The sequence below is a fragment of the Sulfurimonas sp. genome (assembly GCF_023228785.1).
GTDB lineage: Bacteria > Campylobacterota > Campylobacteria > Campylobacterales > Sulfurimonadaceae > Sulfurimonas.
Map to the genome: position 1 here is coordinate 22,471 of NZ_JALOAN010000002.1, position 13,281 is coordinate 35,751.

Sequence of the window (13,281 nt, forward strand, 5' to 3'; positions counted from 1 at the left end):
AGGATCTAACCTAATAATTGTTTAGAGCCTTTAATTATCTTGATCTACTAAAACCCTATAAGATGCTGGTTGTCTATCTCTTAAAAGTCCCCAGTACTCTCTTTGTTTTGCTATTGTCTCTAAGTCAAACTCTGCGTAAATTATCTCCTCTTTATCTCTTGATGCTTCGGCGATTTTTGCACCAGTATAGTCTGTTATAAAAGATGAGCCGTAGAATGTAAGAGTGCAACTCTCTCCTACTTCTTCACCTATGCGGTTTGCAGCTACAACGGGAACTGTGTTTGTAGCGGCGTGACCCATCTGAACCCTTTGCCAATGATCTTTAGAATCAACCCCAATCTCAGGTTCACTTCCAATAGCAGTAGGATAAAAAATGATCTCAGCACCCATCAGAGCCAAAGCCCTAGCAGTCTCACAAAACCACTGATCCCAGCAGATCCCAACTCCTAGCTTACCATATCTTGTATTATAGACTTTAAAGCCACTATCTCCTGGCTTGAAGTAAAACTTCTCTTCATATCCAGGTCCACAAGGTATATGAGTTTTTCTGTAGTTATCCATAATCGTGCCATCTGCATCCACTACAACCAAAGAGTTAAAATACTCCACGCCGCTCTTTTCAAAATAACTAACAAGCAAAACAACGCCTAACTCTTGTGCTAGAGTGGCAAACTTCTCTATAAGAGTGTTGTCTTTAAGTTCTGATGCTAAAGAGAAATACTTCTCATCCATATCTTTACAAAAGTATAAAGATGCAAACAACTCTGGTAAAAGTATGATTTTTGCACCATTTTTGCTTGACTCTCTTACAAGTGTCTCAGCATTTTTTATATTTGCTTCTATATCTTTACTCATCTGCATCTGAATAGCTGAGACTTTTATCATAGTTCTTCCCTTCTTAAATAGTAGTGTCATTTTACTATAAGTTTTGACTCTTTTGTTCTTTGTACTCAACAATTAAGTATTTAAATAGAACTAAATTTTTATATTTATTATAACTTAACTAAATATTGATTATAATCCCATAAAATTTACAAACAAAGGAATCTGATGCAAACTTCTATCTGTACGGATGTAAGATCACTCGAATACTTTCCTGTTCAGTTGTTTGCTATTATCATGGGGTTATCAGGATTTGCTATAGTTTTTGCTAAAGCGTATCATATTTTAGATTTTTCCTACTGGTTTTATGCATTCATACTTTTTATTGACACGCTCTTGTTTTTAGTCATCTTTACCTCTTATATGTTAAAAATTGCTATTCATCCAAAAGCTGTAAAACAAGAGATAAATCACCCCATAAAAAGCTCTTTTATGGCTAGCATCTCTGTTAGTTTTTTACTTATCTCTATAGCTTACTATGACTTTGCACCAACTCTATCCATCATACTTTGGTTTATAGCTGCACCTTTGCAACTTTTCTTTACACTTTTAGTTATAAAGTACTGGATCCACAACGACCTAGAAGTAGTTCATAGCAACCCTGCATGGTTTATCCCCATAGTTGGAAATGTTTTAGTTCCTGTTGTCGGAGTTGAAGCTGCACCCATCTATGTTTCACTCTTTTTCTTCTCACTAGGGATGTTTTTTTGGATAGTACTTTTTACTATTATGATGAACAGAATCATCTTTCATAATCCACTAGCTAAAAAGCTTATACCAACTTTTTTTATCTTTATAGCTCCACCTGCGGTTGGGTTTATAAGCTATCTTAAAATCACTGATGGCTCTATAGATATGTTCTCGATTTTTCTCTACTCTATAGCGCTCTTTACACTCTTGCTACTTTTATTTATGTTGCGTATGTATGATGTAAAGATGTTTTTTATCTCTTGGTGGGCTTACACTTTCCCACTAGCGGCCATAACAATAGCTACGCTTTTGATGCACAATATATATCACTCTACTTTTACATATCTTGCATCTCTATCACTCATCGCTTTTTTAACCATAGTTGTGGGTTATGTCGCCCTAAGAACCATTCAAGCTTTTAAAGCTCAAAAAATATGTATATCAGAGGAGTAATTAATGAATAAAATATCACTATTTGTAGGTATCGCTTTAGGTTTAGTCTTTAGCATCTTTGTAGTTGGCATCTCTTTAAAAATAGCAGCACCTTCTGTGCTTTTAAAAGAGATAGCATCCCCTTATGAGTTTGAAAAAACTTTAAAAATCTTAGAAGATAGACTAAACGCAAAAGAGGGTTGGCATGTGACTGAAATCATCGACCAACAGCAAGAGATCATAACTCATGGCGGAGCAGATGCTGGCAAAGTAAAAATCATAAAATTTTGTAATGCTAAGTATGCCTCAGAGATGTTGAGTGCAGATGAGAGCAAAGTTATGTCTACAAATATGCCTCTTAGTATCTCTGTTTATGAGAAGAGCGATGGACGCGTTATGATAGGACTAAGCAATGGCTATATGATGGCAAGACTCTTCTCAGGACGAGATGAAGGCCTTATCATGCAAAAAGTTGTAAGTGAGATGGAAGAGATTTTAAGCTTCACTCATTTTAGATTTACTATATTTTAATCCTCTAAGGGGAGTTGGATCTATCTTCTAGCTCCCTTGCCTAAAGTTCATAAAGTATTTTTCAATTGATCTCTTTGATTGATCTATAAACTAGATTCCGTGTCAAGCACGGAATGACGGGATGCGCGCCACCCCGAACAAACGAACCGTCATCCTGAACGAACAAACTGTCATACTGAACAAGCGAACCGCATCCCGAACAAACGAACTGTCATCCTGAACAAACAAACCGTCATCCTGAACAAGCGAGCCGGCATCCTGAACAAACGAACCGGCATCCCGAACAAACGAACTGTCATCCTGAACAAACAAACCGTCATCCTGAACTTGATTCAGGATCCAACTTAATAATTGTTTGGAGCACTCAATTATTGACTTCTTTTTTTTAAAATGATAATATCTCGTTATATCTTTAAATACATAATGCTTCAAGGAATATCATGAAAAAACTACTTTTAATTTTTACACTCTGGACTACCTTTCTTAGCGCAGGCACCATAAACATAGCAGTAGCAGCAAATGTTAGTTATGCTATCGATGAGCTTATAGCTGAGTTTAACAAAACACATAAAGACACCAAAGTTAGGGTTACGTTAGGAAGTAGCGGAAAATTAACTGCTCAGATAAAGCATGGCGCGCCTTATCATCTTTTTATGGCTGCAAATATGATGTTTCCACAATCTCTTTATAATGACAAGATCGCTAAGAATGCTCCTGTAATCTACGCTTTAGGATCTTTAGCGATCTTAAGTAAAGATCCAAAAGATATGTCTAAAGGCATAGATCTATTAAAGAGCGATGAGATCTACAAAATCGCCATTGCAAACCCAAAGACTGCGCCTTATGGAACTGCTGCAATGCAAGCTTTTGAAAGTGCTGGGATCTACAAAGATATAAAGAGCAAACTTATCTTCGCTGAGTCTATCTCTCAAACTGTCTCATTTGCTATTACAGCAGCAGATATAGGGCTTATTGCAAAATCATCTCTTTACTCAAAAACCATGCTAAAATACAAACAAAATATAAACTGGATAGAGGTAGATCCAAGCCTCTACACTCCTATAAAACAAGGCATAGTTATGATAGAAGAGGATGAAGAGACAAAAGCTTTTTATGAGTTTATCCTAAGTGATAATGCAAAAGAGATCTTTAAAAAGTACGGCTATCTTCTGCCATGAACAGATTCCAAGCCAGAGTTACAAAGATCCAAACAAAAGAGAACTTAAACATTGTAAACTTCGAATTTGCATCACATAAACTGACTATGATGAGCTTAGATCTAGACGAGTCTCTAAAAGTCTCAAGCCTTGTTAAACTAAGCGTAAAGCCAACTCACATAGCTCTAGCAAAAGAGTTTAGTGGAGTTGTAAGCTATTCAAATCAGCTAGATGCTAAGATAGTTGAAGTTGAAAATGGCGAGCTTCTTAGTAGTATAAAACTAAGTGTAGGAGATGCAAATTTTGAGAGTATTATCACTAAAAACTCTTCATCTCGCATGAGCCTAAAAATAGGCGATGCGGTAAAGATCTTCATAAAAGCAAGTGAACTCTCTATAAGTGAGATCTTAAAATGCTAGAAGCATTAAGCACTTTAGAGCTAACTCCTTTTGTTTTGTCTTTTAAACTAGCCGGACTTACAACTTTTATACTCTTTATTCTATGTTTACCCTTTGCTTGGTGGCTCTCTCAAACTACCTCAAAAACCAAGCCTATTTTTGAAGCTATTACTGCACTTCCTTTAGTTTTACCACCATCAGTCTTAGGTTTTTACATCCTTATCATTCTCTCTCACAACTCACCAGTTGGTGCTTTTTTTGATGAGTATTTTGGTATAAAACTAGTCTTTAACTTTAGCGGTCTTGTAATTGCAAGCTGTTTTTACTCACTCCCCTTTATGGTTCAGCCCCTCCAAAGCGGATTTGCTTCCATAAACAAAAATATGCTTGAAGCTTCATATATAGCTGGAAAAAGTAAGACACAGACAGTTCTTAGAGTCGCACTTCCAAACATGAAGCCAGCTGTTATGACTGCTATCATAGTCTCTTTTGCTCATACAGTTGGAGAATTTGGAGTTGTTTTGATGCTAGGTGGAAGTATCCCTGGCGAGACAAAGGTGGCATCAGTTGCAATTTACGAGATGGTTGAGATTATGGACTATACAAATGCTCACATCTATAGTGCTATCATGCTCATAATCAGCTTTTTGGTACTCCTAAGTGTCTATATATTTAACCAAAAAAACAGAGCCATTGGACAATTTAGATGATAAAAATAGATATAAAAAAAGAACTCTTTGGCTCACAAAAAGAGATGACTCTTAATATAGATCTTAGCATTGAGCAAGGCGAGTTTTTAGCTCTTAGCGGAGTTAGTGGAAGTGGAAAAACTACGCTACTTAGGATACTTGCAGGCTTTGAAGATGCACAAGGGGTGATCAGCGTTGATGATGAGATCTGGCTAGATCAAAAAACCACACTTCCTCCTCAAAAAAGAGCTATCGGATTTGTCTTTCAAGACTACGCACTCTTTAACAACATGAGCGTTTTACAAAATCTTCTCTATGTAAAAAAAGATGAAGCTCTAGCCTCTCATCTTCTTAACATTACAGAATTAAGTGAGCTAAAAAACAGACATCCAAACACGCTAAGCGGTGGACAAAAACAGAGAGTTGCACTTTGCCGTGCAATGATGGGTGAGCCAAAACTTCTACTTATGGATGAGCCTCTATCGGCACTTGATTCTAAAATGAGGACAAAACTACAAAGTGAGATCTTAGCCTTACACAAAGAGTTCAAAACTACTATCATCATGGTGAGTCACGATCCAAGCGAGATCTACAGACTAGCTTCAAGAGTTGTCGTGCTAGAGCAAGGAGTCATCGTAAATGAGGGTAAGCCAAAAGATATACTCCTAAAGACTTCAGGGAGCCAGAAGTTCTCATTTAGCGGAGAGCTTTTAGATATAAAAAAAGTAGATGTGATATATGTAGCCATTGTTGCCATCGGACAACAACTTGTAGAAGTTGTTATCACTCAAGATGAAGCAAAAAACCTTACTATCGGCGATACAGTAGAGCTAAGCACAAAAGCATTTACTCCGATGATTGGGAGTGCAGTGCCAACCAGATAGTCTCTACATCTGGCTTTGTCCATGAGACTCTATGTCTTTTGTGAGCTCTTATATTTATGTAATCCCCAGCTTTTAGATGCACATCTTCATCATCAAAAAATGACAAAACAGCCTCGCCACTCACAAGCATAACCCACTCATCTTCATCTTGATCATACCACTCATCTTTTGGTGTCGTATGTCCTTGTGAGATAATTCTTTGAAGTTTAAAAGACTCTTTTTTTACGAGATCTTCAAAGATCTCATCTTGTAGATCTGATGATATATTTAAGAATATATTTGATTTTTTCATCATAACTTAACTTATGATCTCTCTTAGTGCATCTTCAAAGTAAGGATACTTAAATTCAAATCCACTCTCTAAGAGTTTTTTAGGATAAACATCTTTTGAATCAAGCATCACAGTTGCACCATCTGCAAAGATGAGTCTTAGAACAAACTCTGGGACTGTGAAAAAAGTTGGTCTGCCTAAAACATCTCCCATAATCTTAGTCTGTTCGTTATTTGAGAGTGAGTGCTTGGTTGTGAAGTTTATAGCACCGCTTAACTCTGGAGTTTTTATAATAAACTCATAGGCGCGAACCAGATCATCTATGTGGATCCAAGAGACTATCTGCTTACCACTCCCAACTTTTCCGCCAACGCCCATTTTAAAAGGTGGAAGCATCTTAGCCATTGCACCACCTTCTTTTGCATAGATAACTCCAAATCTAGTTTGAACATTTCTCACGCCTATTTCTGATGCCCTTCTTGCCTCGGCTTCCCAATCTTTACAGATATTGGCTAGAAAATCATTTGCTAGATCTTGCGAATCTTCATCATGTTTTAGCTCACTATCATAGATCCCAATAGCAGATGCAGAGATAAAAAGTTTTGGTTTTTGCTTACACAAACCCATGGCATCTACGAGTTTTTTAGTAGTATTTATCCTACTATTATAAAGCCCCTTCTTGTACTCTTTGCTCCAGCGAGCAAGGATAGTAGTTCCACTTAGATTTATCAAAACATCACAAGCTTCGATCTGTTTTGCTACATCTTCTACTTTTGTATTTTCTCTTACTTTTATGCCAATAACATCATGATATTTAGATTCAAACATCTCTGTGAGCTTAGATCCAACAAGTCCACTTATACCACAAATCGCTATCTTGATTTTAAATGACATTTCACTCTCCTAACTAGGAATTTTGAATGATTATATGTCAAATATCATAAGACTTCGCTTTGTTTATATGTCTAGTAATGAACTATTTTCCCTTGTTGCTTCAAACCTTTTAAAACTAAGGGTTAAGTCGTGGCTTAATCTCTTTATCTCAGCTATTGCTACTTCTAAATCTTCTAAATTGTTGTGCTTATATTGTTTGACAAGAATATTTGTTTTCTCATGTAGCTCTTTATGATACTTTTCAACTTCTATAAAAGAAGAACTATCTTTGTAGTGCTCCATGCCAATGCCATAAAGCCACTCTCCAAAGCGACACTCATGATAGTTTCTTTCTGGAAGAGATGTAGTTATCCCCTTAATATAAGCTAACACACCACTTAACCACGCTCTATGTTCGACTAAAGCATAGAGTAGAGGCAGATCTTCTCGGCTGATAGAGCTAGTGTTTTTCCACTTCTCATTTGAATCATAGTGTTTTATCCACTCTTCTATATTTTCTGGTGGCATTGGATGAGCTATAATATATCCTTGCGCTATTTTACATCCAAGTTTAAGTAACATCTCTCCATGTTCAACACTCTCAACTCCCTCAGCAATAACATCACGTCTAAAAGCACTAGAGAGGCTCATAACACCATCTAAAATAGCTAGATCATCACTATCTTCAAGCATTCCACAAACAAAGCTCTTATCTATCTTTAACTCTTTTGCTGGAAGTCTCTTTAGGTATGTAAGAGATGAGTAACCGGTTCCAAAGTCATCTAATGAAAATGTTATACCTATGTCTAAACAAGCGTGCATAACTTGTGAGATATGAACTATATCTTCTAAGGCACTTGTCTCTAAAACTTCAAGAATTAAGTCTTTTGGCTCTACTTTTGGATACTTTTTTAAAAGATTTTTTAACTGCTCTACAAAGTCACTTTGCTGAAGTTGCATAGCATCTACATTTACACTAGTTGGAACATCTATCCCTTTGTCCTTCCACTCACTCATCTGTCTCATTGCACTATCTAGTACCCACTCTCCAATTCTTACAGATAAGATATGTCCATCAACTATTGGCAAAAACAAAGAAGGAGAGAGAATCCCATGTTCAGGATGATTCCATCTTATCAAAGCCTCAGTTCCAACGACTTCTCCACTTTGCATATTTACCTTTGGTTGATAGTAAAGCACAAACTCATCATTTAGAAGTGCCTTTTGTACCTCATCCAAACTCTCATGATGTGTTCTTATTTTTTTATCTTTTAGTGCATCAAAGATATGAAAGCGATTTTTGCCAAGTATCTTTGCTTGATACATCGCTTGATCTGCTTGACGAAGAAGTTGATCTGCATCTATCTCATCTCCTGCATCAAAGAAAGTCACACCTAGGCTTGCAGTAACTTGCATTTCAATCTTATCAACTATTATTTTTTGTGAACTCGCTTCTAGTAGTCTCTTTATCATAATCAAACTATCTTCATGAGTTTTAAGATCTAGCAAAACTACTACAAATTCATCTCCACCCAAACGAGCTATAGTGTCACCTTGACGGAGAGATTTTTGCATATATTTGGCTAAGAGTTCTAAAAACTTATCTCCATAGTCATGTCCAAAAGTATCATTTATAGTTTTAAATCCATCAAGATCTAGATAAACAACAGCAAATGAAAACCTATGTCTATTGGACTGCTTAAGTGCTTGATTTATACGATCTGAGAGTAAAATACGATTTGGAAGCCCTGTGAGTGCATCATAGTGTGCTATGTATTCTAAGTGTTTCTCATGATGTTGGCGCTCTGTTATATCTCTTGAGATCCCAAGCACTCCCATGACACTTCCATCGCTATTGTGCATTGGAATTTTTGTAGCTTGTACTAGTTCTACATGTCCATCACTTGCAAAGGTTATGGTCTCTTCATTGATGCAAGTTTTATTTGTTTTCATCACTTTATTATCATTAATTCTAAAAAAATCTGCAAGTTCTTTATTTACAAAATCATGATCACTCTTGCCAACTATATCTTTTTCTTTTGCACCAAAAAAATCCTCAAATCGTTTGTTACATGCCATATAGATACCATCTCTATCTTTTAGCCAAACCAAGTCTGGGATGTTTTGAACTAGTGTTTTAAGTAGTGTTTTTTCTTTTGAGAGCTCTTCTTCTGCTTGTTTTCTACCTCTAATATTTACAAGTGTATTACTAAAGAGGTCCAAAATATCTATCTCATCTTGGGTAAATTCATGCTTACTTTTTACAGCATCAAACCCTACAAAACCTATACATTCAGCTTTTTGCATCAGAGGAATAGTTACTAGGCTTTTTATATCTTGAGATATTAAAAGATCCTTAAACTTGCTTTGTGGCATAGCTAAAGTATCTTCAATTAATTTTATATTTCCACTCATATGTGCTTGTGTAAGTTCCCAAGCCATATCATTGGAAAAGTTTTGAAGATTGTCTATTTGAGGTAAAATTTTATCTCCACACCACTCATAAATATTTGATGATGTATGCTTTTGCGCATTATATTCAAAGATATAAGCTCTATCAGCCCCTACGAAAGTGGCCATTTTCTCAAGCAGGTTTTGTATAGTAGAATCTACTTGTTCTATTGGTAGATTTATAAATAGTGTTGAGATATTTATAAGAAGTTGTCTATATTCTTCTTGATATGCTACTTTTTTCTCATAGGCTTGATGTGACTTTAACTCACGCATCAACTTTAGTGTATTTGAGGATAAAGTGCTATATATAGAGAGAATTATATCTATAAAAAGTCTACTTGAACCACTCATCTTATCTTCTGCTTGAACTTTTGCTTCTTCTATGCTAAGCCCATCTTGCACAGCGAAAACGATATAAGCCATGCGTCTATCTGTATCTAAGATATGAGATGCTAGCCATTTTGCTAAAAATCCAAGTGCTTCATCTGCTAAAACGCTAAGAGGCTTTACATCTTGTTCACTCTTAAGACGCATAACCGTCTCTACAAACCTTTGATGTACCTCTTTGTGTTCTTTGTTTAGAACAGCGTTTGGCAAGTATTTATCCCAAATAGCTTCTTCTGTTTTAAAGTGGTAAAGTGTATAGTCTTTAAGCTCATCAAATATTGCATCTAGATTTTTTTCATTTGATTCATAGGCTACATTAGTTGCTAATTTATTAAGTATAGTTACTAGTTTTTTATGTTGAGTGTCTATTGTTTCAACACCCGTTTCAAAGTGATCATTCCAAGGAAAAATATCAATTGATTTCATAAAGTTTCCTTTTTTAAACTTGTCATTAAGTATCTTAACAAATGTATCTAAAAAGTGCTCTTAGAAGTTGAATTATTATCACAATTCTAGTAAAACTGTGTCTCTTGCAGTCTGTTCAAACTTCTTACAACCACTCTCAAAAGCAGCACCTTCTCCTATGATAATACATTTATGTTTTGCTCTTGTTATGGCTGTATATATTAGTTTTGTATTGTGCATGATAAAGTGTGAAAAAGTCATTGGAATAACAACTATATCATACTCCATACCTTGAACTTTATGAATAGTTAGAGCGTATGAGAGCATCAGATATGGTTTTGCTTCTTCATACTCATAAACCACAACGATATCTTCATTTGGATAAAAAACAAACAACTGCTCATCAGCTTCTTCTATCTTAAAAAGCAGTCCACTCATACCATTAAAGATACGTCTTTGACTTGAGTCCTCACCATTTTTAAAACCATCCCCACTCCATGAAGTCATATTCTCATTTTTAGTGTGAACCACCTTATCCATAAGCCTAAACTCAACTCCACCTCTTTTAAAACACTTCTTAGGATTTGGGTTGAAGTACTCTTGTAAAACCTTGTTAAGATTGTTAGATCCAAGTGTTCCACCTTTCATAGGAGTGATAACTTGAAAGTAGTTTAGATACTCTTTTATCTGCTTGTTATTTAACCTATATCTCGCTTTTTGCAAGGACTCTATAAGCTTATGAAGCATCTCAGTTATAATGTCTTCAGCGTTAGACTCTCTTAGTTCTTGAAGTTCTACTTGAGAGAGTTGTTCTCTTAGAGCATAGTAGTTTTCTATGCTTACTTCTAAAAATTCAAAATCCTCATACTTCTCTCTATATGCTGGAACTACACCTTTTCTAATATCATTGGCGATAAGCCGAATAGCTTGATCTTCACTCTGTCTATAGATCTTTGTAAGCTTTACTGTGGGAGCTAACTCTAGTGTTAAGACATCACTCAAAACATTTCCAGCACCTATTGGAGGGAGTTGTGCATCATCACCTACTACAACAACGATAGCATCTTTACGAACTTTGTGCATCAGTCTTGCAAAAAGTGAAGAGTTGATCATAGATGCTTCATCTATAAGCACGACTCCAAAAGGAAAATAGTCAGCCGCCTCGTACTTAACCAAAAGCGACTGAATAGTAGCACTCTCAAAACCAGTTGTGTCTGCAATTCTCTGAGATGCTATGCCACTTAAGGCACAAGTCATTATCTCTTTTGCGTCATATCTTGTATTTAAAAGCTCTAAGATTGTTTTTGAAGTTGTACTCTTTCCAGTTCCTGCATATCCAACCAAAAAAAGTATAGATACGCCCTCATTGATCTTTGCTACTGCTTCTTTTTGCTCATCCCCAAGTTTTAACTCTTTTGATTTTAAAAACTCATCTAGATCTTTTACAAAACCGCCACTATCTTTTTTTGCTCTAGTTGTGATGGTCTCATGCAGAAATTTCTCAGCATCATATAGTCTTGATGGGGAGACTCTGTTGTTCTTCATTATAACAATACTATTTTCTGCAACTCTCTCAACCAAAGCCGCTTCATAGAGATGATTTTTTTGGCTAAATCCTAAAAGCTCATCAAGACCACTAAAGAGTATATCTTTTGAGATACAACTATTTCCTTGCTGCTCACAATAGTTTAAAAGTGTATAGTCCATAGCCGAGCTTATGCGGTTTTCATCTTCGCTCGCCACGCCCATTTTTAGAGCTAATTCATCCGCTCTTTTAAAGCCTATGGAGTTTATGGAAGTCAATATGTAGGGATTATCTTTTATCTTAGAGCAAGGCTCATCAACATCTCTCATAGCAGTAGCTATGGTAGTTAAGAGTGCTTGAGAGACATCAAAAGGGCTTAGAAACTCTCCAAGACGACGCATAGATCTAAACTTTTTCCATGAGCTTTGGATCTTTTTAAGTCGCTTCTCTTTTATGCCCTTAAACTCTAAAAGTCTCTCGATATCGTTATCTAAAATCTCTACAAGACCATCATTACCAAAGTGTTCTATTAGTTCAGCGGAGAGCTTTTTTGTAAAACCTTTTACTATTTTGTTTAAAAAGAAAAAGAGATGATTTTGGTTAACTTTAATGGAGTCAAATTTAAAAGTTTTACCATGTTTTTTATGCTCAAACCACTCTCCACTAAGAGTAATAGCCGAGTCTTTTATATGTGAGACTTCACTCTCTAAGTAAGTCCCACTAATCTTCTCACCACTCTTAAGTTTAGCTATAAAAAAACCATCATCCTCAAAAAGTATACGATCAATCTGTCCTATAAGAGTTTGGCTCAACTACTCTATCTCCAAAGCTTTAGTAACACAAGCCTTTAGAGAAGTTTTATCTGCAATAATAGGTTTAATATGTTCTGGAAAGTACTTTGCAGTAGTGTGTCCAATAGATATGGCCGTATAAGAGTCATCCCATGAAAAAGCTTTGAAAAAGTACTTTATCGTTGATGGAGATGAGAAAACGATTTTAGAGTTTTTTGGTAGATCTTTTTTCTCTTTTGGCTCTTTAAATAAGTTTTCATAAACGACCACATCATCGCACTTGATACCATTTTCTTTTAAAATCTCTAACATATTTGAGACTACTTCTTTTGCTCTAATGTACAAAACTCTCTTGCCTTTTAAATCTTTTAATATCTCATATGCAAATTCATCGCCGTGTCTTTTTCTTCCAGCATATTTCAGGTGTCCACCAAAATCTCGAATAAGCTTTCCTGTTTGTTCTGAAATAGCATAAGAAGGAACTTTTCTCCACTCTTTATTCATACTCTCTATTGCTAAAACTCCATTTTTAGAGCTAAAGATAAGAGCATCATAATTATGAAAATTAACATTTTGTTTTATATATTTTATTTCAAAAAGAGGGATATTTTTCGCAAATTTCATCTTTGTATCGTTTAGTAAATAGATGTTTTGTTTTTTATGATCTATATATTTTAGAAGTTTTTCAAACTTTTCTTTTAGGGAAAATTTCTGCTTTGTAAACTCTATGGATTTGTCTTTAAGTACTTTAAACTTTATATTTTGTTTAGATAGATGGTAAGTGATCTTAAAAAATTCTAGTTCTATAAATCTATTTGAGTAGTTAGTATCATAAAAAAGTCTCTTAGTCCTCTTGTCATACTCGTAATATATCAAGTCTAGTGGGTTGATTATTTTTTCTATTTGCAAAAC

The 13,281-nt window shown here is 35.4% G+C and carries 12 protein-coding genes; 6 read left to right on the forward strand and 6 right to left on the reverse strand.

Annotated elements, in window-relative coordinates; all coding sequences use genetic code 11:
* Positions 1-30: 30 nt before the first annotated feature.
* Complete coding sequence (gene aguB, locus M0Q24_RS00635) at positions 31-885, reverse strand: N-carbamoylputrescine amidase (RefSeq protein WP_295045734.1); 855 nt, start codon at positions 883-885, stop codon at positions 31-33.
* A gap of 165 nt (positions 886-1,050) precedes the next feature.
* Here aguB and M0Q24_RS00640 point away from each other — a divergent pair, with 165 nt between their 5' ends.
* From M0Q24_RS00640 to M0Q24_RS00665, 6 genes are all read left to right on the forward strand, one after another.
* A complete protein-coding gene (locus M0Q24_RS00640) occupies positions 1,051-2,025 on the forward strand; it encodes an SLAC1 anion channel family protein (RefSeq protein ID WP_295045737.1) in 975 nt (324 codons plus the stop codon).
* 3 nt (positions 2,026-2,028) lie between these two features.
* Entirely contained in the window at positions 2,029-2,535 is a 507-nt protein-coding gene (locus tag M0Q24_RS00645) for a DUF302 domain-containing protein (RefSeq protein ID WP_295045740.1), read from the forward strand.
* A 440-nt stretch (positions 2,536-2,975) separates the two neighbouring features.
* Positions 2,976-3,713, forward strand: coding sequence for a molybdate ABC transporter substrate-binding protein (modA, locus tag M0Q24_RS00650; protein ID WP_295045743.1), 738 nt, complete (start codon positions 2,976-2,978; stop codon positions 3,711-3,713).
* A complete protein-coding gene (locus M0Q24_RS00655; RefSeq protein ID WP_295045746.1) occupies positions 3,710-4,111 on the forward strand; it encodes a TOBE domain-containing protein in 402 nt (133 codons plus the stop codon). Before modA ends, M0Q24_RS00655 begins: the two co-directional genes overlap by 4 nt.
* The gene (modB, locus tag M0Q24_RS00660; RefSeq protein WP_295045749.1) at positions 4,105-4,800 is read left to right on the forward strand and encodes a molybdate ABC transporter permease subunit; all 696 of its coding nucleotides are present in this window, start codon (positions 4,105-4,107) and stop codon (positions 4,798-4,800) included. The genes M0Q24_RS00655 and modB overlap by 7 nt, the downstream gene beginning before the upstream one ends.
* Entirely contained in the window at positions 4,797-5,663 is an 867-nt protein-coding gene (locus M0Q24_RS00665) for an ATP-binding cassette domain-containing protein (protein ID WP_295045751.1), read from the forward strand. Before modB ends, M0Q24_RS00665 begins: the two co-directional genes overlap by 4 nt.
* Here M0Q24_RS00665 and M0Q24_RS00670 read toward each other — a convergent pair.
* The 5 genes from M0Q24_RS00670 to M0Q24_RS00690 form a co-directional block, all read right to left on the reverse strand.
* Entirely contained in the window at positions 5,626-5,958 is a 333-nt protein-coding gene (locus M0Q24_RS00670) for a cupin domain-containing protein (protein WP_295045754.1), read from the reverse strand. The genes M0Q24_RS00665 and M0Q24_RS00670 overlap by 38 nt on opposite strands.
* Positions 5,959-5,961: 3 nt before the next feature.
* Positions 5,962-6,828 (reverse strand): TIGR01777 family oxidoreductase, encoded by an 867-nt coding sequence (locus M0Q24_RS00675; RefSeq protein ID WP_295045756.1) that lies wholly within the window; start codon positions 6,826-6,828, stop codon positions 5,962-5,964.
* A 63-nt stretch (positions 6,829-6,891) separates the two neighbouring features.
* Positions 6,892-10,074, reverse strand: a complete 3,183-nt coding sequence (locus tag M0Q24_RS00680; protein ID WP_295045758.1) for a bacteriohemerythrin — start codon at positions 10,072-10,074, stop codon at positions 6,892-6,894.
* A 78-nt stretch (positions 10,075-10,152) separates the two neighbouring features.
* Positions 10,153-12,390: an AAA family ATPase gene (locus tag M0Q24_RS00685; protein ID WP_295045761.1), complete on the reverse strand. Its 2,238-nt coding sequence runs from the start codon at positions 12,388-12,390 to the stop codon at positions 10,153-10,155.
* A complete protein-coding gene (locus tag M0Q24_RS00690) occupies positions 12,391-13,278 on the reverse strand; it encodes a uroporphyrinogen-III synthase (RefSeq protein ID WP_295045763.1) in 888 nt (295 codons plus the stop codon).
* Positions 13,279-13,281 lie beyond the last annotated feature (3 nt).

What these genes read in the sequence shown, in the direction of transcription:
- aguB (WP_295045734.1), bottom strand. Translation starts at nt 885, where the DNA reads ATGATAAAAGTCTCAGCTATTCAGATGCAGATGAGTAAAGATATAGAA.
- M0Q24_RS00640 (WP_295045737.1), top strand. Translation starts at nt 1,051, where the DNA reads ATGCAAACTTCTATCTGTACGGATGTAAGATCACTCGAATACTTTCCT.
- M0Q24_RS00645 (WP_295045740.1), top strand. Translation starts at nt 2,029, where the DNA reads ATGAATAAAATATCACTATTTGTAGGTATCGCTTTAGGTTTAGTCTTT.
- modA (WP_295045743.1), top strand. Translation starts at nt 2,976, where the DNA reads ATGAAAAAACTACTTTTAATTTTTACACTCTGGACTACCTTTCTTAGC.
- M0Q24_RS00655 (WP_295045746.1), top strand. Translation starts at nt 3,710, where the DNA reads ATGAACAGATTCCAAGCCAGAGTTACAAAGATCCAAACAAAAGAGAAC.
- modB (WP_295045749.1), top strand. Translation starts at nt 4,105, where the DNA reads ATGCTAGAAGCATTAAGCACTTTAGAGCTAACTCCTTTTGTTTTGTCT.
- M0Q24_RS00665 (WP_295045751.1), top strand. Translation starts at nt 4,797, where the DNA reads ATGATAAAAATAGATATAAAAAAAGAACTCTTTGGCTCACAAAAAGAG.
- M0Q24_RS00670 (WP_295045754.1), bottom strand. Translation starts at nt 5,958, where the DNA reads ATGATGAAAAAATCAAATATATTCTTAAATATATCATCAGATCTACAA.
- M0Q24_RS00675 (WP_295045756.1), bottom strand. Translation starts at nt 6,828, where the DNA reads ATGTCATTTAAAATCAAGATAGCGATTTGTGGTATAAGTGGACTTGTT.
- M0Q24_RS00680 (WP_295045758.1), bottom strand. Translation starts at nt 10,074, where the DNA reads ATGAAATCAATTGATATTTTTCCTTGGAATGATCACTTTGAAACGGGT.